The organism is Candidatus Poriferisocius sp., assembly GCF_965219815.1.
Lineage (GTDB): Bacteria > Actinomycetota > Acidimicrobiia > Acidimicrobiales > Bin134 > Poriferisocius.
This window is the reverse complement of the sequence record NZ_OZ244791.1, coordinates 990,324-1,015,183: the sequence shown is the minus strand read 5'-3', so window position 1 is coordinate 1,015,183 and position 24,860 is coordinate 990,324. Positions and strand designations below refer to the sequence as shown.

The 24,860-nt window shown below is 67.3% G+C and carries 20 protein-coding genes; 9 read left to right on the top strand and 11 right to left on the bottom strand.

Translation table 11 applies throughout. From position 1 onward, the window contains the following. Positions 1–80: 80 nt before the first annotated feature. Complete coding sequence (locus ACOQPI_RS04920) at positions 81–1,928, bottom strand: ABC transporter substrate-binding protein (RefSeq protein WP_420618582.1); 1,848 nt, start codon at positions 1,926–1,928, stop codon at positions 81–83. Positions 1,929–2,033: 105 nt separating this feature from the next. Beyond that, positions 2,034–2,594 (bottom strand): hypothetical protein, encoded by a 561-nt coding sequence (locus ACOQPI_RS04915; protein WP_420618581.1) that lies wholly within the window; start codon positions 2,592–2,594, stop codon positions 2,034–2,036. Between the two features lie 23 nt (positions 2,595–2,617). Between ACOQPI_RS04915 and ACOQPI_RS04910 the strand changes: the two genes are divergently transcribed. The 6 genes from ACOQPI_RS04910 (at position 2,618) to ACOQPI_RS04885 (ending at position 8,536) form a co-directional block, all read left to right on the top strand. Continuing rightward, entirely contained in the window at positions 2,618–3,820 is a 1,203-nt protein-coding gene (locus ACOQPI_RS04910; RefSeq protein ID WP_420618580.1) for a CaiB/BaiF CoA transferase family protein, read from the top strand. A gap of 33 nt (positions 3,821–3,853) precedes the next feature. Continuing rightward, positions 3,854–4,999 (top strand): hypothetical protein, encoded by a 1,146-nt coding sequence (locus tag ACOQPI_RS04905; protein ID WP_420618579.1) that lies wholly within the window; start codon positions 3,854–3,856, stop codon positions 4,997–4,999. Beyond that, positions 4,993–5,832: an SDR family NAD(P)-dependent oxidoreductase gene (locus ACOQPI_RS04900; protein ID WP_420618578.1), complete on the top strand. Its 840-nt coding sequence runs from the start codon at positions 4,993–4,995 to the stop codon at positions 5,830–5,832. The genes ACOQPI_RS04905 and ACOQPI_RS04900 overlap by 7 nt, the downstream gene beginning before the upstream one ends. Next, the gene (locus ACOQPI_RS04895; RefSeq protein WP_420618577.1) at positions 5,825–7,822 is read left to right on the top strand and encodes a molybdopterin-containing oxidoreductase family protein; all 1,998 of its coding nucleotides are present in this window, start codon (positions 5,825–5,827) and stop codon (positions 7,820–7,822) included. Before ACOQPI_RS04900 ends, ACOQPI_RS04895 begins: the two co-directional genes overlap by 8 nt. Before the next feature lie 67 nt (positions 7,823–7,889). Further along, positions 7,890–8,129: an AbrB/MazE/SpoVT family DNA-binding domain-containing protein gene (locus ACOQPI_RS04890; RefSeq protein ID WP_420618576.1), complete on the top strand. Its 240-nt coding sequence runs from the start codon at positions 7,890–7,892 to the stop codon at positions 8,127–8,129. After that, entirely contained in the window at positions 8,126–8,536 is a 411-nt protein-coding gene (locus ACOQPI_RS04885) for a PIN domain-containing protein (RefSeq protein WP_420618575.1), read from the top strand. The genes ACOQPI_RS04890 and ACOQPI_RS04885 overlap by 4 nt, the downstream gene beginning before the upstream one ends. Positions 8,537–8,540: 4 nt before the next feature. Here the strand turns inward: ACOQPI_RS04885 and ACOQPI_RS04880 are convergent, their stop codons facing one another. Genes ACOQPI_RS04880 through ACOQPI_RS04860 form a run of 5 tightly spaced genes read right to left on the bottom strand, consistent with a single transcriptional unit; the run spans position 8,541 to position 14,624 of the window. Beyond that, positions 8,541–9,740 carry an MFS transporter gene (locus tag ACOQPI_RS04880; protein ID WP_420618574.1) on the bottom strand — a complete coding sequence of 400 codons (1,200 nt, stop codon included), beginning with the start codon at positions 9,738–9,740 and terminating at the stop codon, positions 8,541–8,543. A 34-nt stretch (positions 9,741–9,774) separates the two neighbouring features. After that, entirely contained in the window at positions 9,775–10,731 is a 957-nt protein-coding gene (locus ACOQPI_RS04875; protein ID WP_420618573.1) for an ABC transporter permease, read from the bottom strand. Next, complete coding sequence (locus ACOQPI_RS04870) at positions 10,731–11,843, bottom strand: ABC transporter permease (RefSeq protein ID WP_420618572.1); 1,113 nt, start codon at positions 11,841–11,843, stop codon at positions 10,731–10,733. The genes ACOQPI_RS04875 and ACOQPI_RS04870 overlap by 1 nt, the downstream gene beginning before the upstream one ends. Before the next feature lie 31 nt (positions 11,844–11,874). Further along, positions 11,875–13,392 (bottom strand): ABC transporter ATP-binding protein, encoded by a 1,518-nt coding sequence (locus ACOQPI_RS04865; protein WP_420618571.1) that lies wholly within the window; start codon positions 13,390–13,392, stop codon positions 11,875–11,877. 29 nt (positions 13,393–13,421) lie between these two features. Further along, positions 13,422–14,624, bottom strand: coding sequence for a BMP family ABC transporter substrate-binding protein (locus ACOQPI_RS04860; protein ID WP_420618570.1), 1,203 nt, complete (start codon positions 14,622–14,624; stop codon positions 13,422–13,424). A gap of 118 nt (positions 14,625–14,742) precedes the next feature. Between ACOQPI_RS04860 and ACOQPI_RS04855 the strand changes: the two genes are divergently transcribed. The 3 genes from ACOQPI_RS04855 (at position 14,743) to ACOQPI_RS04845 (ending at position 18,733) form a co-directional block, all read left to right on the top strand. Further along, positions 14,743–16,236 (top strand): pyridoxal-phosphate dependent enzyme, encoded by a 1,494-nt coding sequence (locus ACOQPI_RS04855; protein ID WP_420618569.1) that lies wholly within the window; start codon positions 14,743–14,745, stop codon positions 16,234–16,236. An 89-nt stretch (positions 16,237–16,325) separates the two neighbouring features. Beyond that, entirely contained in the window at positions 16,326–17,438 is a 1,113-nt protein-coding gene (locus ACOQPI_RS04850) for a PLP-dependent lyase/thiolase (protein WP_420618568.1), read from the top strand. Continuing rightward, the gene (locus ACOQPI_RS04845; RefSeq protein ID WP_420618567.1) at positions 17,435–18,733 is read left to right on the top strand and encodes an 8-oxoguanine deaminase; all 1,299 of its coding nucleotides are present in this window, start codon (positions 17,435–17,437) and stop codon (positions 18,731–18,733) included. The genes ACOQPI_RS04850 and ACOQPI_RS04845 overlap by 4 nt, the downstream gene beginning before the upstream one ends. A gap of 2 nt (positions 18,734–18,735) precedes the next feature. Here ACOQPI_RS04845 and ACOQPI_RS04840 read toward each other — a convergent pair whose 3' ends face one another. From ACOQPI_RS04840 to ACOQPI_RS04825, 4 genes are read right to left on the bottom strand one after another with little or no spacing between them, the layout of a single operon-like run. After that, the gene (locus ACOQPI_RS04840; RefSeq protein ID WP_420618566.1) at positions 18,736–20,208 is read right to left on the bottom strand and encodes an acyl-CoA carboxylase subunit beta; all 1,473 of its coding nucleotides are present in this window, start codon (positions 20,206–20,208) and stop codon (positions 18,736–18,738) included. 50 nt (positions 20,209–20,258) lie between these two features. After that, positions 20,259–21,260 (bottom strand): LLM class flavin-dependent oxidoreductase, encoded by a 1,002-nt coding sequence (locus ACOQPI_RS04835; RefSeq protein ID WP_420618565.1) that lies wholly within the window; start codon positions 21,258–21,260, stop codon positions 20,259–20,261. After that, positions 21,257–22,306, bottom strand: coding sequence for an amidohydrolase family protein (locus ACOQPI_RS04830; protein WP_420618564.1), 1,050 nt, complete (start codon positions 22,304–22,306; stop codon positions 21,257–21,259). Before ACOQPI_RS04830 ends, ACOQPI_RS04835 begins: the two co-directional genes overlap by 4 nt. Then, the gene (locus tag ACOQPI_RS04825; RefSeq protein WP_420618563.1) at positions 22,303–24,858 is read right to left on the bottom strand and encodes a molybdopterin cofactor-binding domain-containing protein; all 2,556 of its coding nucleotides are present in this window, start codon (positions 24,856–24,858) and stop codon (positions 22,303–22,305) included. Before ACOQPI_RS04825 ends, ACOQPI_RS04830 begins: the two co-directional genes overlap by 4 nt. Between the last annotated feature and the right edge of the window lie 2 nt (positions 24,859–24,860).

The following is a 24,860-nucleotide window of genomic DNA, read 5'->3' as shown; positions in this document are numbered from 1 at the left end:
GCCCCATAGATGATGCCCCATAGAACAGGGGGTGGGCACGGAACCGTGCCCACCCCCTCGTTCTAAGATGAGTGTCTTGGCTAGCCCTTGGCGGTGAATTCCAAGAGGATGATGCCAGCGTCGGTCTGGAATATGCCCGAAACCTCGTCAGTCCAGTAGTAGCCAACCTCGCCCTTGCTGGTCACGATGACCGGGACCTGATAGGCGAACTCGCGCTGGAAGCGGCTGTAGCCCTCGTAGCGCTCCTCGAAGGTGACGCCTTCCCGTCCTTGCTTGAGCGAGGCGTCAAATTCTGGGTAGCACGCCTTGGCCCAGTTGCGGGATGAGACGTTGGGACCGCACACGCCGTCCTCGGTGGAATCGCCGAAGTACACGTCGTACATGTAGTCGGGGTCGCCCACGGGGATGGCCCACGGGTTGGCCACTGATTCGCCGCCGAACACGGCGCCGACCATCTCGCCGACCTCCACGCAGTTGGCGGTGGCGGAGATGCCAACCTCGCTCCACATGGCAATCAAAGTCTCGGTGAGGAGCACGTTCTCCGGGGAGGTGGTGCAGTAGGACTCGAACTCCAGCGGACCGCCCAGTTGGGCTTCACACTCTTCGAGCGCCGCTCGCGACGCGTCCTGGTCAAAGCCCGGCAGCACTGCTTCGGGATCGGTCCACGGAGAGCCCGGCCTCATCAAACTGCGGATCATGTTGTTGAGCCCCTCGTACACGATCTCGTTGATGGTCTCGTAGTCGATGGCGTGGGCCGCAGCCACCCGGCACTCCCGGATGTTGAACGGCTCTTTCACGTTGTTGAGCATCCAGTATCCGCCGTGGTTGTCAACCCGGGAGGTGGTGTTGACGCCCTTGGCGATTGCGTCCTGGAGGTTCTGGGGGTGGCGGTCGTAGCCAATGTCGAGATCACCGGCATTGAATGCGTTGTAGCGCTGCGGCGGCTCGATGATGGGCTTGAAGGTCACGCTGTCCAGATAGGGGCAGCCCTCGCGGAAGTAATCCGGGTTGCGCACCACAACGGCCTGGTCGTCTTGGACCCACAACTCAAGCATGAACGGGCCTGCGCCCACTCCCTGCGGATTGATGTTGACGTCGGAATTGAGGCCGGTTTCCGGATCCTGGCCAGCCTGATACGTGGTGGGCGACATCATCCACGCCATACGGGAGGCGAAGATCTGCGCGAACACCGCGTTCTTGCTGGTGGCAGTGAGCTCGATGGTGTAGTCGTCGATCTTCTCCCACGAGGCGATCAGATCGGCCTGAGCCCGCGACTGCGACCCGATGTCGGGATTCTGGTGGTGCTCGATGTTCCAGATCAGCGCGTCGACATTCAACGGGGTGCCGTCGGTGAAGTTGACGCCCTCGCGCAGCTTCAAAGTGAACACCTCATTGTCTTCAGTGGAGATGCTCTCGGCCAGGCCGGGAATCAGCTGGCCAGTGGCGAAGTCCTCATAGAACAGCGCACCGTATATGGCGATCATCTGCGTGCCGCCCAGCGAGGCCCCGCCCTGGATCAAAGTGGGGTCCCATCCGGTGATCTCACCGAACATGCCGATAGTGAGGTTGCCGCCTTTCGGCCGCCCGTCTGAGCATTCGGTGGTGAGGATTTCGCCAGGAATGTACCCGGTGTTGCCGGTGGGCACTCCCCCAGTTTCTTCTACTTCAACCTCTTCGGATTCCTCGATGGTCACCACCGGCTCGTCTTCGGGCTCTTCGGCCGGGGCCTGCTCTTCGGGAGCTTCCTCTTCGGGAGCTTCCTCTTCGGGAGCTTCCTCAGCGGGTGCCCCGTCGTCCGGCTCCTCGGCTGCGGGTGCCGGCGTTCCTGCGGTTACCCCTGGACCGTCGTCGTCATCGTTGCCGCAGGAGACGGCAAACACCGTCAGCGCCAACAGGACGGCAAGAAGCCTCAACCAACGCGATTTCATGAGCATGACCCCCTCGGGTTTGGCTATGGACAGCCGGGCCTCAGCCGACTGCAAGTTGTCAGACCTTAGGGAGTTATTGAGAGTGCGCGCAAAGTGTCGCCGCAGCTATGACTGCAATCGAGCGGCGGCGGGGGCCAGTTCCCGTTCCAAACGATCGGCAATCACCCGAAAGTAGGGCAAAGGCTCCCCGATGGGGTCGGGAATCTCGTCGGAGGCCCGGCCGATGAACCGGGCGCTGGTTTGGGCTTCGCGCTGGGTGCGCAGTTGGGCGACCCACGCTTGGGAGTCGGCCCCGTTGCGGTTGCCCACCTGGTTTGCAAGACGGCTCAGCTCGGCGGGCAGGAAAGTGGCCGCCGCCTTGGCCTCGCTGCGGGCCGCCACCGACCAGCCGTGGTTGCGAGTCATGACCACAATCAGATCTGACTCGTCCACCAGATACTCCGAGAGCCGGCGACTGCGGTGGGCCGACAAGTCCAGCCCCCGCTCGGCCATGGCGGCTATGGCGTATTCATGGGCGGGCTGCCCGCTCCAGTCCATTGTCCCGGCCGAGCCCACCTCTGCGTCGGGGGCCAGATGGGCAAACAGCACCTCGGCCATCGGCGAGCGGCAGATGTTCCCCGTGCAGACAAACAGAACCTTGATGGCGTTGGAGTGTAAGAGCCGCATCGCCGGCTTTCTATGCTCAACGCATGACAGGTCCAATGGATGGAGTGAAGGTGGTCGAGCTCGGGGTGTGGGTAGCCGGCCCTGCGGCGGGCGGCATTTTGAGCGACTGGGGGGCCGACGTGATCAAGATCGAACCCCCCGCCGGCGATCCGGCGAGGACCTTCCAACAGATGCTGGGCGGAGACATGCCCACCAACCCGGTGTTCGAACTGGACAACCGCTCCAAGCGGTCGGTGGTGGTTGATCTGGCCCAAGCCGAAGGCCAGGCCATCGCCGCGCAGATCATCGATGAAGCCGATGTGTTCCTCACCAACTTGCGGCTGAGCGCGCTCCAGCGGCTGGGGCTCGACTACCAGTCGCTGGCCGCCCGCAACCCGGGGCTGATCTACTGCGCCATCACCGGCTACGGGCTCGAAGGGCCCGATGCCGACCGCCCGGCCTACGACATCGCCGCCTTCTGGGCCCGCTCGGGCATCGCCGCCCAGCTCACTCCGCCGGGGGGCGCGCTCCCCTTCCAGCGAGGCGGGATGGGCGACCACAACGTGGGACTGGCCGGAGCGGCGGCCATCAGCGCGGCGCTGTACCACCGAGAGCGCACCGGCGAAGGCCAGATGGTGTCGTCGTCGCTGTTCCGGGAGGGCATGTACACCATCGGATTCGACATCAACGTGCTGTTGATGTGGGGCCTCAACATGGCAGTGGGCACCCGGGAGGCCATGGGCAACCCGGCCATCAACAACTACACCGCGGGCGACGGGCGGCGGTTCTGGGTGGTGGGCCTGGAGGGCGACCGCCACTGGCCCCCGCTGGCCCGAGCCGTGGGCCATCCCGAGTGGATCGAAGACGAGCGGTTCGCCACCCCCCGCGACCGGGCGATCAACGCCGTGGAGCTGATCGCCGCCCTCGACGAGGCCTTCGCCACCCGCCCGTTGGATGAGTGGGCCGAGATCTTCGCCACCGAGCCCGACATGTTCTGGGCCCCGGTGAACACCCTCGACGACCTGTTGGCCGACCCCCAGACCGGCCCGTCGGGCGCGCTGGTGGAGGTGCCCGACGGGGCCACCGGCACAACCATGCTCGCCACCCCGGTCGACTTCCACGGCACCCCATGGGCGCCTCGCAGCCTGGCGCCCGAGTTGGGGGAGCACACCGACGAGGTGCTGGCTGAGATGGGCCGCACTCCCGATCAGATCACCGAGTTGCGCTCCAGCGGCACTGTGGCCTGAGCCTTCCCGAACTCCCAGCCATAGGATGTCGCCGTGCCTTTGACCAGACTCGACGAGACGCTGCGCCATCAGATACCCACCACGTTCGATCACGTGGGGACCAGCGATCCCCGGTTCTTCGACCGCTATTGGTTCTCGTGCTACGACCCGGCCGGGTCGCTGACCATGATCATCGGGGTGGGGCTGTACATGAACATGAACGTGTTCGACGGCTTCGTGGCCTGCCAGGTGCCCCGCGACGACGGGGGCAGCAACCAGCGGAACTTCCGCTTCAGCCGGGCGCTGCGCCCCGACATCGATCGGGTGGGGGTGGGACCGCTCGACATCGAGATCATCGAACCGTTCAAGAAAGTCCGCCTGACCGCCTCGGGCAACGATCACCCCATCGAGATGGACCTGACGTGGGCTGGCTTCCTGCCCCCCAAAGAGGAAGACCACCACTTCAGCCGGGTTCGGGGCCGGGTCACCCAGGACTACCGGCGCTATACCCAGGTGGGCCGAATGGACGGGGCCGTCACCCTCGACGGCACCGACTACTCCGTGGAGAGCTGGTGGGGCGGCCGGGACCACTCTTGGGGGGTGCGGCCCCAAACCGCCGGGCCTGAGCCGGTCACCGGCGAGGACGGCATCGACGTGCGGGCCCAGCACGGCTCGGTGTTCTACTGGCTGCCGTTCTCGTGCGCCGACTTCGGGGGCCACGTGCAAGTCCACAGCACCGGCGACGGCCGCCAGCACTATTTGGACGGGGTGATCGGACAGTCCGACGGCTCCGAGACCGAGGTGGTGGCCGCCGAGTTCGAGGTTGACTTCTGGGACGACACCCGCCGCTGGCGCCAGGTTCGGTCGCAGTTCACCGACTCCGCCGGGGAGGTCTACGAGATCGAGACCAACCAGATCCACCGCGACTGGGCCATGATCGGCACCGGCTACGACTGGGGCTGGGAGGACGGCGGAGGCCTCGGGGTCTATCGGGGGGAGTACTACTCCGAGACTGACACCTACGACCTGTCCCACCCCGAAAACGTGGTGCTCCCCTCCGGCGAGGTCCGCGTCCCTGGCCACCGCGAGGCTCCGGCGGTGGGCACGGTGAACGGCCAGCCGCTGGCCGGGCACCAGATCGTGATCTGCTCGGGGCGAGTGCCCTTCTTGGGCCTGAACGATGATGTGAGGCCATGGTGAGCCAAGAGCAATCGTTCGCCGGGCAAGTCGTCATAGTCACCGGGGCCAGCCGCGGCGTGGGCCGAGGACTGGCCGTCCGCCTCGGCGAGCTGGGCGCGGGGGTGGCCTGCGTGGCCCGAGCCACCGATTCGGCCCGGTTCAAACTGCCCGGAACGGTGGATGAGACCGCCCGCGCCGTTGAAGAAGCCGGCGGCGACGGCTTGGCCGTTCCCTGCGACCTGTCCCGTCCCGACCAGATCGAGGCCATGGTGGAAACCGTGGTGAGCCATTTCGGCCGTATCGACGCCCTGGTGAACAACGCCGCGGTCACCTTCGTGGGCGACGTCGATATTGATCTAAAGCGCTATGAGCTGACCATGGCCATCAACACCACCGCGCCGCTGCTGGCCACCCGGCTGTGCCGACCATATTTGGCCGAACGCAACGGGCGGATCGTCAACGTCTCATCGGCGGCCGGCCTCGCCTATTTCCCATCGCTGATGGCCTACGGCATGTCCAAGACCGCACTGGAGCACCTAACCGTGAGCAGTGCGGCCATCCTGGCCCAAGACGGTATTGCCGTGAACTGCTTCCGCATCGACACCGCGGTGGCCAGCGAGGGGTTTGTGATGAACGCTCCCGACGCCGACCACTCCACCTGGGCCGACACCTCGGTTTCCGCCGAGGGCATCGTGTGGATGCTCCAACAGCCCACCTCCTACACCGGAAGGCTGGAGAGCATGGTGGGCATGGCCCAGCGAGAGGGCATCATGGCCGAGGTTGCCGACAAGACAAGCTCCAACGCTCCTTCTGCGAGCCAATGGAGCATCGACCGCGCCCGGGGCATTGTCTAAGGCTCAGGAGGTTCACTCCTTCTGCCGCATCTGCACCGCCATGTGCGGCATCACGGTCACCGTCGAGGGCGACCAGGTATTAAAGGTGAGAGGCGACGACTCCCACCCCATCTCCAATGGCTACACCTGTCCAAAGGGTCGGGCACTCCCCGAATGGCACCACCATCCGCACCGGCTGGACCGACCCCAGATCGGCAATCAGGCCTTGGGTTGGGACCGCTGTCTCGACGACCTGGGCCGCCGCCTGGCCGCCATCATCGAAGAAAGCGGCCCCGACGCGGTGGCCATGTACCTGGCCAGCGGCTCTGCCTATGACGCCAACGGACGCCGGGCGGCAGAGCGGTTCCTGGGTGCCATCGGCTCCCGCCAGAAGTACACCGCCACCACCATCGACACTCCCATGCGCCCGCTGGTGGCCGAACTCATGGGCGGTTGGTCGGGAATCACCCCCATGTGGGATCAGGAGTCAGCCCGGATGCTCCTGTTGGTGGGGACGAACCCGGTGGTGTCCCACGGCCACGGCAACGGCTTGGCCGACCCCATTACACGGCTTCGGGCCCAGCAAGAACGGGGCCCGGTGTGGGTGATCGACCCCCGCCGCACCGAGACCGCCCGCCTCGCCGACCGCCATCTGGCCCCCCGGCCCAGCACCGACTACCTGATCCTGGGCTGGCTGGTGCGTGAGCTGCTCGACGATGGGGCCGACTGGGATTACTTGAACGAGCACTCGGTCGGAGTCGACGACCTCACCGCCGCGGTGGCCCCCTTCACTCTGGACCGGGCGGCAACCGGCACTGGGCTAGACCCCGCCAAACTGCTCGACCTCCTCCACGCAGTGCGAACCGCGGGCCGGTTATCAGTGCTGTCGGGCACCGGGGTGTCCATGGGCCGCCACGCCAACGTCACCGAGTGGCTGCTGTGGGCGCTGGCCGTGGTCACCGGCTCTTACGACCAGCCGGGAGGGATGTGGTTCAACCCCGGCTATCTAATGCAGCTCGACACCCGTGATTGGCAGCCCTCCGAGGGCCAGCCCGAACCCGGACCGGCCAGCCGTCCCGAGCTCCCCCGCCGCTTCGGCGAGTACCCGTGTGCTGCCTTGGTAGACGAGATCGAGGCCGGCAACGTGCGGGCGCTGGTGGTGGTGGGCGGCAACCCGCTGATCGCCTTCCCCGATCGAGACCGGACCCAGGCGGCATTCGAATCTCTCGACGTGCTGGCTGTGGCCGACGTGGTGGAAACCGACACCACCGCCCTGGCCACCCACCTGCTGCCTGTGGCCGGCCAATTGGAGCGAGCCGACCTGCCCTGGATGCTGGATGCCTACCAGCCGGCCATCGCCACCCACTACACCCCGGCGGTGGTCCCTCCCGGCGCCGACCGCCGGCTCATGTGGCAGGTCTTCGCCGACCTGGGCCGCCGACTGGGCGTGGGAGTGCTGCCTCGGGGAGTCGACCCCGGCACCGCTTCCGACGAAGACCTCCTAGAACTGATCGCCGAGCGGGGCCGCAGCGATGCCGCCACCGTGCTGGCCGCCCGACGAGGGTTGGTGGGCGAAGCCAGCCCGGTTCACGGCTGGGTTCTCAACCGAGTGCTGCCCGAAGGCCGCTGGCGGCTGGCCCCCGAGCCGCTGGTGGCACAGCTTGCCGACCTCGACCGCCCTGCGCCGGTGGTACTGCTACCCCGCCGCCAGATGCGAACCATGAACGGTCAGCTCCGTGACTTGGGCGATGTAGGCCCCGAGGTGCTGATCCACCCCGACCACGGCATCGCCGACGGCCAGCCAGTGCAGGTGCGCAGCGCTCACGGCGAGCTGGTGGGCACGGCCCGCACCAGCGACGAGATCGCCCCCGGGGCGGTGTCGATCCCCCACGGCTGGGCCGACCCCAACGTCTGCACGCTCACCACCGCCGAAGTAGACGTCGATCCCCTCACCGGCATGGTCTGGCAATCGGGCCTGCCGGTGCAGCTCGGCCCCGCAGAGTCGGTTTGAGAGTGCAGTGAGTACCGCGGTGCCCAAGGTCTTGCCAAGCCGCTAGTAAGACTATATCTTACCTGCTATGCAAACGGTTATATCGTCGAAGGGCCAAATCGTTCTGCCCGCCGAATTGCGCCGGCAAGACGACATACGTCCGGGCCAATCCTTCAGGGTAGAGAGAATTGAACGGGGCGAGTATCGACTGTCAGCCGATGACCCGCCCAAAAACCAGGGTTTGGTGGACAAGTTGCTGGCCTGTCCAGCCCAAGGCTGGTTTTCCCCCATTGAATCTGAGACGACCAACTCGCTTGACCCCGCATGACGGTACTTGTCGACGCCAATGTGCTGTGCGAGCCCACCAGGCCAGACCCGGATACCGCTGTAATCGAATGGCTGGCCCGCAATGAGCGGGAACTGGCCGTAGACCCCGTGATCTTGGGGGAAGTCCGATACGGGATCCTGCTGCTTCCACAAGGAAAGCGACGTCTCAAGCTTGAGCGGTGGTTCAATGAAGTCGTCCAACTGATCCACTGCATGGACTGGGATGGCGAAACCGGGCTCCGCTGGGCCGACCTGCTCGCCCAGCTCCGCACTTCAGGACGACCGATGCCCATAAAGGACAGCTTTATCGCCGCTACTGCCCTAGCGCACGATATGCCGCTCGCCACCCTCAACCTCAGCGACTTCGAAGCCTGCGGCATAGATTTGATCGACCCGCGCCACTACTGAGTTGCTAGGAACTGGCGGGGGCGGGCTCCTTGGCCGAACGGCCATCAGGACCCATGAGCTCCTCTCCCAGTGCGATGGCGCCGACCAGAGCCACCACCATGACGATCGAGGAGCCGGTATACAAGGCTTCGGCACCCCAGTTCTCGTAGACCCACCCGGTGACCAGCGCTGCTATCCCCGCGATGACCAGGCCCAATGCCCCGTAGAGCCCTTGAGCGGCAGCCGCCTGCTCAGGAGGAGCCGACACCGCCACCGCCAGTTGCCCGGCCGGCAGGGTGAAGGCATCGAAGATCGCGTGGGCGGCCGACACCCCGATGAGCACCCACAGAAAGTCCACGTAGCCGTAAACCATCATGCAGGCCACCGCCCCCATGATCGAAAAAGGCATCAACCGCATGGGCCCCCGCTGTTGGGCGATCTTGCCCCCGAGAGGGGCCAGCGGAATCATCGGTATGGCGAACAGGGCAATAGAAAGAGCGATAACCAGCGTGCTGGCCCCGAGGTCGTCGAGCAGCACCGCCCACGAGGTCTCGAACACTCCGATAGTGGTGAAGAAGGCAGCCCCAGCCAGCATCCCGGAATTGAGGGATCGGATACGGAAAAGATGCCGTACCGGCACTTTGGTTGCAGCCACCTGCCCTGCCGACAGATCCAGCCGGAAAATCCAGAAGTAGATCAACGCGTAGAGACCAGCCATGAATATGAAGGGCGCCCGCAAGTTGACGAACTCGGCCAGAAGCCCGGCCACGACCGGTCCGAGCACGAAGCCGCTTATGTCGAAGGCCCCCATCGTGCCCAGGTTCTTGCCCATGTTGGCAGGCTCTCTGGTGATGAGAATTCGGCGAATCGCGGGACCAGTGGCACCGGTTCCCGCGCCCAGGAAGAACCGGGCGGCGGTGAACTGCCAGACCTCGTCGGTCATCGCCATGCTGAGCATGGACAAGATGGCTATGAGCACCCCGCCGTGGACCAGTATGCCGACATATCCCCGATCGGCGAATCGGGCCAATCCAACCTGGGCGATGAATCCGGCCAAAAAGCCCACCGCGATGATGAATCCCAACTCGGTCTCGCTGAAGCCCAGCTTGTCTCGGAATTCGGCCAGCAGGGTGAACAGCGAGCCATAGCCCATGGACAATGAGCCGGTGACAACGAAGTAAGGCCAGAACGAGCGCGCCGTGCTCGGCGTTGTGTTCACAGCCATCGGGGAACCCTACTCCCCGCTCAGGGCGATTGACTCAGCGCTCTTCTCGGCGATAGGGCAGGCCCAGAGCGGCTGGAGCCGGTGAAGGCCGGTGGCGATAGCGCCAGCTGATGATCACCAGCACCGCCACCGTGAGCACGAAGGGGAGGATGCCGAGCAGCGCCGGCGAAATGCTGCTTACGTCCAGTCCCAAGATCTCGATGTCGAAGGTCTGCAACCGGGGTTGCAGGGCCAGCGTGAAGCCGAACAGCAGCGCGCCCAGCGCCAGCCGACCGGGCCGCCACGCGCCGAAGATCACCAGGGCCACCGCGATCCACCCCCGACCGGCCACCATGCCCTCAGTCCAGCCCGGGGCCATGTACAGCGAGAGAAATGAGCCGGCCGCCCCGGCGAACGCCCCGCCAACCATGACCGCCGCCGAGCGCAGCGCCATCACCGAATGGCCCGCGGTGTCAGTGGTGGGCGCCGATTCCCCCACTGCCCTGATGGCCAGCCCCAGCCGGGTGCGGGCCAGTACGAACCACACCCCCAGCCCGAGCAGCACAGTGAGGTACACCACCGGCGGCTGGTCGAAGAAGATCTCCCCGATCCAGGGAATGTCGGCCAACCCGGCGATCCCCAGATCAGTGAACTGGGTCTCGGGCCGCTCCCCCACCACGTTGCGCCCCACATAGGCGGCCAGTCCCAAACCGCCGATGGTGAGGGCCAAGCCGGACACCACCTGATCAGCGCCCAACACCACGCTCACCAGGGCGTGGAAGCCGCCCACCAGCGAACCCACCGCGGCGGCGGCGAAGAACGCGGCCCACGGACTCCCCGTTTCCAGCCCCACCATGAAGCCGCTGACCGCGCCCATGGTCATCATTCCCTCGACTCCGAGGTTGAGCACACCGGCCCGCTCCGCGATGAGCTCCCCAAGGGCAGCCAGAAACACCAGGGTGCTGAACTGCACGGTGGCCACGAACAATCCGATGAGGGCTGCTTCCGACATCAGGCCACTTCCCCGGCAAGATCAGGTTCACCGGACTCGGCAATCGACGACTCTCCCCCCGGTCCGGACCATTGAATCCGGTAGTTGAAGAACACCACGGCCACCAGGGCGCCGAACAGGATCATGGCCTGCAAGATGTCGGCGATGGCCGAGCTGACTCCCAGCGTCTGGATGCTCTGGCCACCCACCTGCACCGCCCCGAAGACGAAGGCCACCACCGCCACCCCCGAGGGGCGCATGAGGGCCAGGGCGGCCACGATTATCCCGGCAAAGCCGTATCCGTTGGACAATCCCGATTCCAGGCGGACGGCCGACCCGGTGAGCTGCACCGCCCCGGCCAAACCGGCTATGCCACCCGACAGCAGCAGCGCGGTCAGCACCTTGCGGCGCAACGAGACGCCGGCATAGCGGGCGGTATCGGGCGATGAGCCCGCCAAGCGCAGCTCATAGCCCCATGCGGTTCGAGACACCGCCAGCCAGAACACGAGGAGCAAGCCCAAGGCAATCAGCATTCCGATGTTGGCCCGGCCGAAAAGCCCGGGCAGCGCGGCCTGCTCGGGTACCGGCTCGATCACCGCGAAGCCGAAGGACTCGGGATCCTTCCACGGGCCTGTCTCCAACCACTCCACTACTCGGATGGCCACGTACACCAGCATCAGGGTGGTGATGATCTCGCTCACCCGGAGATGGGACCGAGCCAGCGCAGGGCCGATCATCAGCGCCATGCCGCCGACAACCCCCGACACCATCATCAGGGCAATGAGCAGCGGGCCGGAGAGCCCGTCGGCCATCATGGCCACGCCGGTGGCGACGATGGCGCCGGCCATCATCTGCCCTTCGGCCCCGATGTTCCACAGACCCATAGACCCGGCCACCGCCACCGACAGGCCGGTGAGCGCCAGCGGTGTGGCCCGCTCCAGAGTGCGCGACAGCGAATCAGTCCCCTTGAAAGCGGAGTCGAACATCCGCTCGTAGACCTCGGCCGGGCTGTGGTCGGAAACCCACAGCAAGATGGCGCCCAGTATCAACGCCACCACAATGCCGACAACAAAGCCCGCTGCTTGGGTGGCGGGCACCACTCGCTCCCTCCGGGCCAATACTGGTCGGATCATGCCCGGTCCCCTCGGTCCAGCACCGGTCGGATCATGCCCGTACCTGCCCGGCCATGGCCTCGCCGATCACGGTTCGCGGGGTCACATCCGGGCCATACTCGGCCACCACCTGGCCTTCGAACATCACCAAGAGGCGATCGGAAAGCGCCAGCAATTCGTCCAAGTCCTCCGAGATCAACAGAATTCCCACACCGTCGGCCCGCTGGTCCGCCAAATGGCCCTGTATGGCGGCAACGCCCTGCACGTCCAAGCCGCGGGTGGGCTGGGCCGCCACCAGCACCGCAGGCTGCTCGGCCAACTCCCGGCCCAGCAGCAGCCGCTGGAGGTTGCCGCCCGAAAGCCCGGCCACCGGGTCGTGCAGCCGGCCCGCCCGCACTCCGAAGCGCTCCACCAAGTCTTGGCAGAATCGGACGCACTTGGCCATCACCAACATGAGTCCCCGGCGCTGAGATCGGTACGACCGCACCACTGCGTTGTCCACCACCGACATCTTGGGCGCCAACCCCACGCCGATGCGGTCTTCGGGCACATAGGCCAGTCCTAGGCGGTAGCGATCCGCAGGTGACGCTTCGGTGACGTCCTGCTCCTTGAACGTAACCCGGCCCTGAGAAGGCCGGCGCAATCCGGTTACTACCTCGGCCAGCTCCTTCTGGCCATTGCCCGACACTCCGACGATGCCCACTATCTCACCGGAGTGAACAGCCATGTTGATGTCGGCCAGCGCCGGCAACCCTCGGTCATTGAGGGCGCTGATGCCTTGAAGAGCGAGGACTTCGGGACCGGCTTCCAGCGCCGGCGGGCGCCGAATATAACCGCCCCCGGACGAACCCACCATCATCTCGGCCAAGGAGGAGAGGTCCACATCGTCCAAGTTGTCCACGGTGGCCACGGTCTTGCCCTGGCGCAGCACGGTGGCCTCGTCGCAGAAGGCCACCACCTGGTCGAGCTTGTGGCTGATGTAGATGATCGAGCGGCCGTCCTCGGCCATGGCCTTCAGGGTGAGTCCCAGCTCTGCCGCCTCCCCCGGCGTCAGCACCGCGGTGGGCTCGTCCATGACCAGCACCGAGGCGTTCCGCCACAGGGCCTTGAGGATCTCAACCCGCTGCCGCTCGCCCATCGAGAGCTGCCACACGGGACGGGTGGGGTCGGCAGCCATTCCATAGGCCGCCGACAGCTCAGCCACCCGCTCCTCGATCTCCGCACTCCGCAGCAGCCCCGGTGCGGCCCCCAGCACGATGTTCTCGGCCACGGTGAGGGTGGGAACGAGGCGGAACTCCTGATACACCATGCCCACCCCCGCGGCTATGGCATCGGCCGGCGACTGGAAGAAGCGCCGCTGGCCGTTCACCCACACCTCGCCGCCGTCGGGCCGGTAGACGCCCGACAGAACGCTGACCATGGTGGTCTTGCCCGCGCCGTTCTCCCCCAGCAGCGCGTGAATGGTGCCGGGGCGGACCCGCAGGTCGGCCCCGGCACAAGCGATCACTCCGGGGAATTGCTTCTCAATTCCCCGGAGCCAGACCGCATAGTCGGCATCAGTAGATGCCATTTCTGGTTACGGGATACTCCCGGCTGAGGTCAGGACGGATCGGCGCTGCCGACGACACCCTCGACGAAGAACCCCATGCCCAGCATGGCGCCGTCGTCCATCGTCTCGCCTTCGGCCACGACCACGTTGCCGTCCTGATCGGTGATGGGTCCGGTGAACACGTCCCACGTGCCTGCGACGATTTGGTCCCACACTTCGACGACTTCGTCAATAACCTCGGCTGGCACATCGGCTGCCGGAGGAGCCAGGGTCACAATCTCGTCGTCCATGCCGCCCCAATAGGACCCCGGCGAGTAGGTGCCCGCGCCCACCGCTTCGATGATCCGGGCGTAGTACGGGCCCCAGTTCCACACCGGCGCGGTGATGTAGGCATCGGGGGCGAAGGCGCTCATGTCGGAGTTGTACGACACCCAGCGGGCCCCGGCCTCTTGAGCGGCGATGCCGGGGGCGGTGGAGTCTTGGTGCATGGCGATCACATCGGCGCCGGCTTCCAGCAACGCCGAGGCGGTATCGCCCTCCACGGCCGGGTCGAACCACGTGAAGGTCCAGTTGACGTGGACTTCCACATCGGGATTGGTCCGCTGCGCTCCCAGGGTGAAGGCGTTGATGCCCCGCAGCACCTCGGGAATCGGGAAGGCGGCCACGTAGCCGATCTGGTTGGTCTCGGTCATGGCGCCGGCGGCCATCCCCGACAGATAGCGGGGCTGGTACATCCGGCCGAAGAAGTTGCCGAAGTTGGTGTCGTTCATTTTGAACCCGCTGGCGTGCTCGAACACCACATCCGGGTACTCGCCGGCCAGCTCCTCCATCGGGTCCATGTAGCCGAAGGAGGTGCCGAATATCACGTCGGCCCCCTCGTTCTCGATGAAGTCCACCACAACGGCGCGGAAGTCCTCGGCAACCTCGGGGACGTTCTCCACGAACAACGTGGTTGCGCCCGTCTGCTCCTCGGCAAAACGGCGCCCCTGGTCGTGGGCCCACGTCCAGCCTGCGTCGCCCACCGGGCCCACGAAGATGAACGCGGCGACGACCTCGTCGACCATCGGCGCCTCTGTGGCCATCGGCTCGGGCTCGGGCGCCTCAGTTGCCGCCGGTTCCGGGGCCGGTGCCTCGGTCGCCGGGGCCGGCGCTGGCTCAGGTGCAGCATCATCGTCGTCGTTGCCGCACCCAACGGCAACCAACGTGATCGTCGCCACAACCACCAGCAGCTTCAGCAAGAACTTCTTAGCCATATTTCCCTCCTTGAATCGGCTCAGCGAGCCAGCCCCAAGAGAGTAGCCTGTGACGCTGACGCGGGTGCCACAGACTCGGTTACCGCTTCATTACAACTTCGATTCGACAGGTACTGCCGTGACAACTCTTGCCAGCATCCCCGAAGGCTTCGGCCTCGAGACCGAGGTGATCAACACCACTGCTCGCGACCGGGCGGTGGACCGATGCCGCCAAGTGGGCATCAAGCTGCCCACCTTCGCCGAACTGGCCGACCCTCCCGCGGCTGGCTCTGCCCTGGCGGGGGTCGATCCCGACGCCGCCGACGCCGCCAATTTGTGGCGGGTGAACTGGTTCAACGACGCCTCTCGGGCAGGCCGGGCCGAGGTGCCCGAGTACGTGGTGATTCCCCCGGCCCTGTCGGGGGTGGAGTCGCCCATCATCTTGCTGCTGGGCAACCGGTTCCCCATGATCGGGGCCCACAAGGTGCTGGCCGCCTATTCCTGCCTGGCTCCTCGCCTGGTGACCGGGCAGTTCGACCCCACCGAGAACCGGGCGGTGTGGCCGTCCACCGGCAACTACGCCCGGGGCGGCATCGCCATCTCCAAGATCATGGGCTGCCGGGGGGTGGCCGTGCTGCCCGAGGGCATGTCGGCTGAGCGGTTCGAATGGCTCGACCGCTGGACGTCGGACCCCTCCGACGTGATCCGCACCCCCGGCTCGGAGAGCAACGTGAAGGAGATTTACGACGCCTGCGCCGCTCTGGCCCAAGACGAGGCCAACGTGATCCTCAACCAGTTCTGCGAGTACGGCAACCACCTGGGCCACGTGACCGCCACCGCTGCCGCCATAGAGCGGGTGTTCGAGCACTACACCGAGGGCCACTCCTCGGCTCGGCTGGCCGGGTTCGTGGCCGCCTCGGGCTCGGCCGGGACGCTGGGAGCAGGCGACCCGCTCAAGGAGCGCCACGGGTCGGCCACCGCGGTGGTGGAGGCGCTGGAGTGCCCCACGCTTCTGTACAACGGCTACGGCGAGCACAACATCCAGGGCATCGGCGACAAGCACGTCCCGCTGATCCATAACGTGACCAACACCGACGTGGTGGTGGCGGTGTCGGATCAGGCCACCGACGAACTGGGCGTGCTGTTCGCCTCGCCGGAGGGGCGGTCGCTGCTGGCCCAGCGAGGGGTGGGCGACGACGTGATCGGCCATCTGGATGATCTGGGGTTGTCGTCCATCTGCAACATGCTGGCCTCGGCCAAGATGGCCGCCGCATTGGGCTGCGGACCCGACGACGTGATCGTGACCATCGCTACCGATGGGGCTGCTCTTTATGGCTCCGAGCGGGCGAAGACCGTTGACACTGCTTTCGGGGGCGAATTCGGGGCCGATGAGGCTGACACGGTGGCTGGCCGGTGGCTCAACGGGGTGGACACCGACCACTTGCTTCAGCTCAGCGACCGAGACCGGGACCGGGTGTTCAACCTGGGTTACTTCACTTGGGTAGAGCAGCAGGGAGTGGATTTGGCCCACTTCGATGCGCGCCGCGATCAGTCGTTCTGGGTGGCGCTTCGGGATCTGGTGCCGGTGTGGGACGAGCTGATCGCTGACTTCAACGCTCGAGTCGCCCAGTAATGATCCAAGGCCTGACTTGCTCGTGTGGGGCGGTAGCGGCGGGCGATGCGTGGGCTTGTGCGAAGAGGGGTAGTGACGATCAGGATCATGTGCTGGCGCTTCCTATGCCGGAGTGGTCAGTGGACGAGAGCAGCCAGCTGCCGTTTGTGCGTTATCGGCGGATGCTGCGGTCTTGGGTTGAAGCGGGCGATGACGCTTGGTTTGTGGATCGGGTGGGCCAGCTTGACGATGCCGTTGCAGGCGTCGATGGCCACGGCTTCGTGGTCACCCCCTGTTCAGAGTCCCTGATCGGCGAGCGAATCATCACCGTGAAGGACGAGACCGACAATGTGTCGGGGTCGCATAAGGCTCGGCACACGTTTGGGCTGATGCTGCACTTGTTGGTGCGGGAGCGTCGGGCCGGTGGTGGTGGCGAGCGGCCTCCGCTGGCCATTGCCTCTTGCGGCAATGCTGCTGTGGCCGCTGCGGTGGTGGCTGCTGCGGAGCGGTGGCCGATCACCGTTTATGTGCCCGTTGACGCTGAGGCCGCAGTGGTGGCCCGGCTGCAAGAACTGGGGGCGAAGATTGAGTCTTGCCCCCGGATTGACGGCGAGGAGGGCGACCCCTCCTATCTCCGCTTTCGGGAGGGGGTCAGCGCAGGCGCTGTTCCTTTTGGCTGTCAGGGGCCGGACAACGGGTACACCATCGATGGGGGACGCACACTGGGCTATGAGCTGGCCGAGCAGGCCCCTGACATCGATCGGGTTTATGTGCAGGTGGGCGGAGGTGCACTGGCGACGTCGGTGGCCCAGGGACTGGCCGTCGGTGGATCGTCTGCTGCCCTGATAGCGGTGCAGACCGAGGGGTGTGCCCCGCTGGCTCGGGCGTGGGAGCGAACTGCCGAACTAGGTGGGCTGGATGAGGCTCGGCGGCAGCGCTCAGCGGTCATGTGGCCGTGGACGCCGACCCCCGCTTCAGCAGCCGCTGGGATTCTTGATGATGAGACCTATGACTGGGCCGCGGTCACCGAGGCCATGGCTACCACCGGCGGCCACCCCGTGGTGGTTCCCGAGCCTGTGGTCACCGAGGCCTGCGTGGCGGGCCAGTCCGCCACAGGCATCAATGTCAGTCCGACGGGTTCGGCTGGCTTGGCTGGTCTGCTCTGCGACAATCTTCCGGCCGTCGCTAAACCGGCAGTGCTTTTCACCGGGGCCCAGCGATGACCTCTCGCACGGTGCTTCGGGGGGCCCGCTGGCCAGGCGATATCGCGATTGCCGAAGGCGTCATCGTTGAGACGGGCGTTGTCGAGCCCCAGCCCGGTGATGCCGTGGTCAACGTGGACGGCGACATCATCACTGCCGGGCTGGCCAACACCCACCACCACCTCTACCAGTGGATGACCCGGGGCCGGGCGGTGGGCTGCGACCTGTTCGGCTGGCTGGTGGAGCTCTACCCGGTGTGGGGGCGGCTCTCGGTGGACGATGTGGCTGCCGCGGCGCTGGTCGGGTTGGGCGAGTTGGCCGCCACGGGCTGCACCTCCGCCTCCGACCACCACTACCTGGTGCCCCACGGCGACGATGCAGTGTTCGACGCCATCGTCGAAGCCGCTGCTGCGGTGGGCATCCGCCTGCACCTGAGCCGGGGGTCGATGGACTTGGGCGAATCGCAGGGCGGTCTGCCCCCCGATCATGTGGTGGAAGACCTGGACTCGATCATGGCCTCCACCGAACGAGTGATCGGCCGCTATCACGACGGCGACATGGTGCATGTGGTGGTGGCACCGTGCAGCCCGTTTTCGGTCAGCTCTGAGCTGATGGAGGCGTCGGCGGCTTTGGCCCGCCAGCACGGCCTTCGCCTGCACACCCACCTGTGCGAGACCATCGACGAGCAGGAGCACTGCCTGGAGCGGTTCGGCCGCCGGCCGGTGGAGCAGCTTGATGACTGGGGCTGGGTGGGCGACGACGTGTGGCTGGCCCACGGCATCTGGATCAACGACGACGAGATCACCCGTCTTGGCACAGCCGGGGTGGGCGTGGCCCACTGCCCCTCGTCCAACGCCCGTTTGGCCGCCGGCACCTGCCGGGTGACCGACCTGGAAGCCGCCGGAGTGCCGGTGGGCCTCGGCGTAGACGGGGTGGCTTCCAACGAGGTGGGCGGCCTGTTCCCCGAACTGCGCCAGTCGCTGTATGCCGCCCGCCTGCGGGCCATGGACCCCAGCGCCTTCATGCCCGCCGACGCAATCCGCTTAGGCACCGCGGGCGGTGCGAGTTGCCTCGGGGTAGCCGACCGCCTGGGCCAGATCGAACCGGGCATGGCCGCCGACCTCGCAGTGTGGCCCGGCAACGACATCGCCGACGTGGTCGACCCGCTGGCCGGCCTGGTGCTCGGCCCCGACCGCCGAGTGCGCCACCTCTACGTCGGCGGCAACCCCGTAGTCCAAGACGGCCATTTGCTGGGCTGCGACCTCGCCGCTGCCCACGCCGACCTCGCCCAGCGAGCCCGCCGCCTCTGGGACTAGCGCTAGCGGTTCTCGGCCAGCATCAGGGCGTTGAGGATGGCGTTGCGCATTTCTCGGGGGTCGATCACGTCGTCGCTGCCGAGGCGGCCGGCTAGGCGGTAGGGGCCGGAGCGCTGCTCGCGTTCTACTTGGGCTTGGGTCTCGGCGTCGAGCTTGGCTGAGCGGCCGCCGGCATCGGCGGGCATGGCGGCCATATTCACGCTGGGCAGGGAGAACGACTGGGTCTGGTTGTCGAAGGGGTTCTGGGCCATCACCACCGAGCCGAAGCCGAACGCCTTGCGCATGGTGATCTCGATCTTGGGGTTGGAGAGGCGGCGCTCGGCCTTGTACATCTTGCCGCCCCACTTCAAGATGCCCTCCCGCTCGGCCTTGGTGCCGGCCATCACGCCGGGGTTGTCGGCCAAAAACAGCACCGGGTGGTCGTAGTTGCCGATCACCTCTAGGAAGTCGGTGGCCTTAATGGCCGCCGCCGCGTCCACTGAGCCAGCCAGGTAGGCCGGGTTGTTGGCCACGATCATGGTGGGCCGGCCGCCGAAACGGGCCAAGCCGATGATGATGGCCGGGCCGTAGGCGGGCTGGATCTCAAAGAAGCTGTCGCGGTCCACAATGTGGTGAATCACCTGGTGCATGTCGTAGGGGCGGCGGTCGTTGGGGGGGATGATGTCGAGCAGCTCCTCCACCACCCGCGGCTCGGTGTCGGGGCCGCTGGCGCGGGGCGACGGCTGGCCCGCCCTCTGGGGGAAGTACGACAGGTAGAGGCGGGCCATGTCGATGGCTTCCTCGTCGTCGTGCGCCTCGTTGTGGGCCGAGCCGGCGATGCGGGTACACACGTCGGCGCCGCCCAGCTCCTCTTTGGTCACGTCCTCACCGGTGGCCGCCTTCACCAGGGGCGGGCCGCCGGTGAACATGGAGGCGTACGAGGTCATGATCACGAAGTCGCTGAGGGGGGCGGCCAGCGCGCCGTGGCCCGCGGAGGCCCCCATCACCACACACACCATGGGCACCTGGCCGTTCAGGTCGGCGTAGGCCTGGAGGTCGCCGGGCGAGCGGCTGCCCCCGGTGTCGGTGAGCCGGTGGCCGGCGCCTTCCAGCATGGTGACCAGCGGGAGGCCCTCCTGGGCGGCCAGCTCGGCCACCCGGTAGCGCTTGGCGGTGTTGCCCGCGCCGATCGACCCGCCCAGCACGGTGAAGTCTTCGGCCCCGGCCAGCACCGTGCGGCCGTCGATGTGGCCGTAGCCGCACACGAAGCCGTCGGAGGGGATGTCTTCCAGGGTGCCCACCAGCGAGCCGATCTCCCGGAAGGTGCCGGGGTCGAACAGCCGCTCGATGCGCTGGCGCACGTCCAGCTTGCCCCGCGAGTGCATGTACTTCTCCACCCGCTCGGGGCCGCCCATGGCCGCGCCCTCAGTGCGCCGCCGGTCGAGCTCCTCCAGCCAGGGCTTCCACTCCTCCCGGTTCCCGCTCCCTTGGCTCACGGCCCTGATCCTATGCCCACCCCAGGCGACCGGGCCTCGGCGGAGCGCCGTCAGGCTGGGGAGAAGGCGTCGATCATGGCCCGCACGTCAGGGCCCAGGGGGTAGAGGATGGGGCAGGTGGCCCCGTTGGCCACGTACTCGTCCACCTTTTCCCGACATTCATCGGCGGTGCCCGCCGCACACAGCATCTGCACGATGTCGTCGGGCACCAGCTTGGAGGCCGCCTCCACCTGCTCCATGGTGGCGGGCCAGGTGAGCACGGCGTTGACCTGCTCCAGCAGCGAGTCGGGCACGCCGGAAGCGGCCATGATGTGGGGCTGCTGGCCCAGGTACTGGGTCACCAGCAGGCGGGCGGCGTCCAGCGCCTCGGCCCGGTCTTCGGCCAGCGAGCACACCACGAGCTGGGGGCGATCCAGGTCGTCCACCGTTCGACCGGCTCGGGCCGCGCCCTCGGCCAGGGCGTCCATGGCCCGGCGGTTGTAGTCGGGCGACACCAGGTAGTTGAGCACCACGCCGTCGGCGATCTCGCCGGTGAGCTCCATCATCTTCATCCCGGTGGCCCCGATGTAGATGGGCACGTCTTTGGGGCGGCGGGGCTGGTGTACGTAGTCGAGCTCCACGTCTTCGAGCTGCACGTAATCGCCGTCGTAGGTCACGTTCTGGTCGGCCAACAGCGCCCGCACTACCTCAACCACCTCTCGCATGGCCCTCAGCGGGCGGCGGCGGTCCACGCCCACCTTGCTGGCCAGCGGCTCCCACCACGCCCCGAGCCCGCACAGGATGCGCCCCGGTGCCAGGTCGTCGAGGGTGGAGAACGTGGCGGCGAGGCGGGCCGGGTTGCGGGTCCACATGTCGAGCACCCCGCTGCCCACCTTGATGGTGTCTGTGGAGGCGGCGAAGGCGGCCATGGGCACGGTGGCCTCGCGCACCAGCCGGGAGTCGGCCTGCCACACGGCCTCGAACCCCTTCTGCTCGGCGTATTGCACATACTCGATGGCCTCGGCCACCGAGTGGGCGTCTTGCAGGTACATAGCCACCGGATATGAGCTCATGGGTCGATCTCCTCCAATTTTGCGAACAGTCGGTTGGCGGCCTCGGCGGCCTTGGCCCGGATCTCATCGGGGTCCACCCGGGTGGCTGTGCCATCGGCCAGCAGAGTCTCGCCGTTCACCACCACGTCGGTGGCCCGCACACCGGGGGTGAACGCCAGCCGCCACGGGTCGATGGGGTCGTAGCTCCAGCTAACAGTGTCGTCGCGGGCCTCGGGGAACAGCTCCCAGCCCTGGGCCAGCCACTCCCACGCGGTGTCGGGGGTGGCGGTCACGTCGTTTTCCCGGTGGCGGGCGTAGGCCACCCGGAACTCCTCGAGCATGTCGGCCCCGATGCCGTCGGTGCCCAGCGCCACGGGGTTGGCGAACCGGATGGGCCGGGCGTAGCCCACCGCGTTGTTCATGTTGGACCGGGGGTTGTGGACCAGGGTGCCTTTGAGCTGGTGGTCATCGGGCAGATGCACCCCGTGGATCAGCAGCCACTCGTCGGTGCTCCAGCGCTCCAGCCGCTCGGCGGCCGGGGCGTCCACCGGACCCTCGGCCACGTGGATGTGCACTCCGGTGCCCAAATCGGCAGCCAGGCCGGCGGCGGCTTCCAGCGTGTCGTCGGTGCAGGTGAAGGCGGCGTGGACCCCGACCATGCCCCGGCCCCCGGCCCGCAAAAACTGCTCATTCTCGGCCAGGCCCCGCCGGGCCCCTTCGGCGCCGTGGCGGTCGGTCACCCCGTAGGCGCAGCTGATCCGCACCCCCACCTCGGCGCAGGCATCGGCGATGGTCTGAAGCGAGCCCTCGATGGCGTTGGGCGACTCGTGGTGGTCGATGATGGCGGTGCAGCCCGACTCCAGCGCCTCCAGCGCCCCCAGCTTGGCCGACCACTCGATGATGTCCAGATCGAGCGCCCGGTCGAGCCGCCACCAGATCAGCTCCAAGATGTCGGTGAAGCCGGTGGGCGTGCGGGGCGGGGCGGGCATCCCCCGGGCCAGTGCGGAATACAGGTGATGGTGGGCGCAGACCAGCCCGGGCGTCGTGCCGGGCAAGGAGTGCCTCACTCCCCCATGGGCAGGCTGCTGTGCCACGTTCCGCTGTGGGCCCGCAGCGCGGCGGCCACCGCCCCGGCGGTGGGCACCAGGCCGATCTCCCCCACGCCTTTGATGCCGTAGGGGGCACCGGGCTGGGGCGACTCCACCAGGATCACGTCCACCGGGGGCATGTCCTTGGGCCGCAGGATGCCCAGCGACTTGAGGGTCATGTTGGTGGGCCACCCGTTCTCATCGGCGGGGAAGTCCTCGGTGAGGGCATAGCCCAGCCCCATGTGGACGGCCCCCTCGATCTGGCCCTCGCACAGAAGCGGGTTCACCGCCTTGCCCACGTCGTGGGCGGCCACAACCCGCTCCACCGCGCCCTCGTCGTCGAGCACCACCATCTGGGCGGCGTAGCCGAAGGTGGAGTGGATGATGGGGTTCTCCACGCCGTCGGAGAGCTTGTTGGTCCAGTCCACCCGGTACTCGCCGAAGTAGTCCACGCCGGGCTGGCACCCGTCGGCCAGGGCGGCCTGGCAGGCATCGGCCACCGAGCCGGCGCCCATCAGCGTGCCCCGGCTGCCGGTGGTCTGTCCGGCGCCCAGCTCGTAAGTGGTGTCCACCACCACCCGCACCCGATCGGCGCTCACCCCCAGTTCGGTCACCGCCACCTGCTGGGCCACGGTGTGGATGCCCTGGCCCATCTCGGTCCAGCAGTGGCGCACCTCCACCTCGCCGCCCTCGTGGTAGTCGTCGTCGAAGCGCACCACCGCCTTGGCGATCTCCTTGAAGCCGTTGCCCAGCCCGGAGTTCTTGAGGCCGAGCCCCAAGCCGACCGACTTGCCCGCGGCCCGAGCCTCGTCCCAGGCCGGTTTAACTGCCTCCAAACAGGCGCGGGCCCCCAAAGAGCCGTCGTCCATGATCTGTCCCGGCCCCCAGATGGCGCCGGGGGAAACCGCGTTGCGCGACCGCATCTCCCAGCCGTCGATGCCCACCGCCTCGGCCAGGCGGTCCATCACGCCCTCCATGGCGAACTGGGCCTGGTTGGCCCCGAAGCCCCGAAAGGCCCCGCACACCGGGTTGTTGGTGCGGGCGGCCACCGCCTCCACGTCGATGTTGGGCAGCGTGTAGGGGCCGCTGGCGTGGCCCGCGGCCCGCTCCAGCACCTTCATGCCCACCGAGGCATAGGGGCCGGAGTCGCCCACCATCCGGGCCCGCAGCGCGGTGAGCTTGCCCTCGGCATCGCAGCCGGCCCACACCTCGATGCGGATGGGATGGCGCTTGGGATGCATCCGCAGCGACTCCTCCCGAGAAACCGTGCACAGCACCGGGCGGCCCAGCAGCCAGGCGGCCAGCGCGGTCTGGGCCTGGTTGGCCATGTCCTCTTTGCCGCCGAACGCCCCGCCGTTGCTCACCAGCTCCACGGTGATCTTCTGGGGGTCGATCCCCAGCACCGAGGCCATCTGGTCGCGGTCGTCCCACACCCCCTGGCCCCCGGAGTACACGTGCAGGCCGCCGTCGTCGGTGGGCACCGCCAGGGTGGACTCGGGCTCCAAGAAGGCGTGCTCGATGCGCTGGGTTTGGAACACCTCGTGAATGGTGTGGGCGCTGGCCGCCAGAGCGGCGTCCACGTCGCCCCGGGCGTACACCGAGCGCGACAGCACATTGCCGTCGAGCTCCCACACCGCGTCGTCGCAGCCGTTGGTCACCGCGGCCACCGGGTCGGTGATCGGGGTGTGGACCTCATAGGTCACCTGTATGGCCTCGGCGGCCCGGCGGGCGGTGGCCCGATCCTCGGCCACCACGATGGCCAGCACGTCGCCCACATAGGAGGTGCGGCCCCCCTCTGGGATGAACACCGGCCAGTCGGTGTGGATGATCCCCACCCGCATCTCGCCGGGCACATCGGCGCCGGTGTACACCGCGGCCACGCCGTCGATGGCCTCGGCCGCTGAGGTGTCGATGCGCACGATGTCGGCCCGGGCGTGCTCCGACAGGTGCAGCGCGGCGTGCAGCAGCCCCTCGGGGCGCAGGTCGTCGATGTAATCGCGGTCGCCCAGGGCCAGCTCCCGGGCCTCGTACTTGATGCCCCGGCTGCCCACGCCGCCGGGCACCTCGGCCTCGGGCATCTCGCCTTGGGCCAGCGCCTCCACCGCATCCAGGATCTTGGTGTAGCCGGTGCAGCGGCACAGGTGGCCGCCCAGGTGCCGGGAGGCCTCCTCGCGGGTGAGCTCCGAGCCCTTGCGGTCCACCAGCGACTTCGTCCGAATGAGAATGCCCGGAGTGCAGAACCCGCACTGAAGCGCCCCGCAGGCGGCGAACACGTCGGCCATGCGGGCCCGCTCCTCGTCCGACACCCCTTCCAGGGTCAGCACCTCGCAGCCGGCCGAGCGCTCCAGCGACGTCTGGCAGGCCACGCGGGCGCGCCCGTCCACCAGCACGGCGCAGCAGCCGCACTGGCCGCTGGGCGAGCACCCGTCTTTGGGCGACATGATGCCCAGCTCGTCGCGCAGTGCGGCCAGCAGGTGCTCGTGATCGCCTTTGATGGTCACCGATTGACCGTTGATGGTGAGCGTTGTCATGG

Coding starts and splice junctions, on each gene's coding strand:
- ACOQPI_RS04920 (WP_420618582.1), bottom strand. CDS start 1,928: ATGAAATCGCGTTGGTTGAGGCTTCTTGCCGTCCTGTTGGCGCTGACG.
- ACOQPI_RS04915 (WP_420618581.1), bottom strand. CDS start 2,594: ATGCGGCTCTTACACTCCAACGCCATCAAGGTTCTGTTTGTCTGCACG.
- ACOQPI_RS04910 (WP_420618580.1), top strand. CDS start 2,618: ATGACAGGTCCAATGGATGGAGTGAAGGTGGTCGAGCTCGGGGTGTGG.
- ACOQPI_RS04900 (WP_420618578.1), top strand. CDS start 4,993: ATGGTGAGCCAAGAGCAATCGTTCGCCGGGCAAGTCGTCATAGTCACC.
- ACOQPI_RS04890 (WP_420618576.1), top strand. CDS start 7,890: ATGCAAACGGTTATATCGTCGAAGGGCCAAATCGTTCTGCCCGCCGAA.
- ACOQPI_RS04885 (WP_420618575.1), top strand. CDS start 8,126: ATGACGGTACTTGTCGACGCCAATGTGCTGTGCGAGCCCACCAGGCCA.
- ACOQPI_RS04880 (WP_420618574.1), bottom strand. CDS start 9,740: ATGGCTGTGAACACAACGCCGAGCACGGCGCGCTCGTTCTGGCCTTAC.
- ACOQPI_RS04875 (WP_420618573.1), bottom strand. CDS start 10,731: ATGTCGGAAGCAGCCCTCATCGGATTGTTCGTGGCCACCGTGCAGTTC.
- ACOQPI_RS04870 (WP_420618572.1), bottom strand. CDS start 11,843: ATGATCCGACCAGTATTGGCCCGGAGGGAGCGAGTGGTGCCCGCCACC.
- ACOQPI_RS04865 (WP_420618571.1), bottom strand. CDS start 13,392: ATGGCATCTACTGATGCCGACTATGCGGTCTGGCTCCGGGGAATTGAG.
- ACOQPI_RS04860 (WP_420618570.1), bottom strand. CDS start 14,624: ATGGCTAAGAAGTTCTTGCTGAAGCTGCTGGTGGTTGTGGCGACGATC.
- ACOQPI_RS04845 (WP_420618567.1), top strand. CDS start 17,435: ATGACCTCTCGCACGGTGCTTCGGGGGGCCCGCTGGCCAGGCGATATC.
- ACOQPI_RS04835 (WP_420618565.1), bottom strand. CDS start 21,260: ATGAGCTCATATCCGGTGGCTATGTACCTGCAAGACGCCCACTCGGTG.
- ACOQPI_RS04825 (WP_420618563.1), bottom strand. CDS start 24,858: ATGACAACGCTCACCATCAACGGTCAATCGGTGACCATCAAAGGCGAT.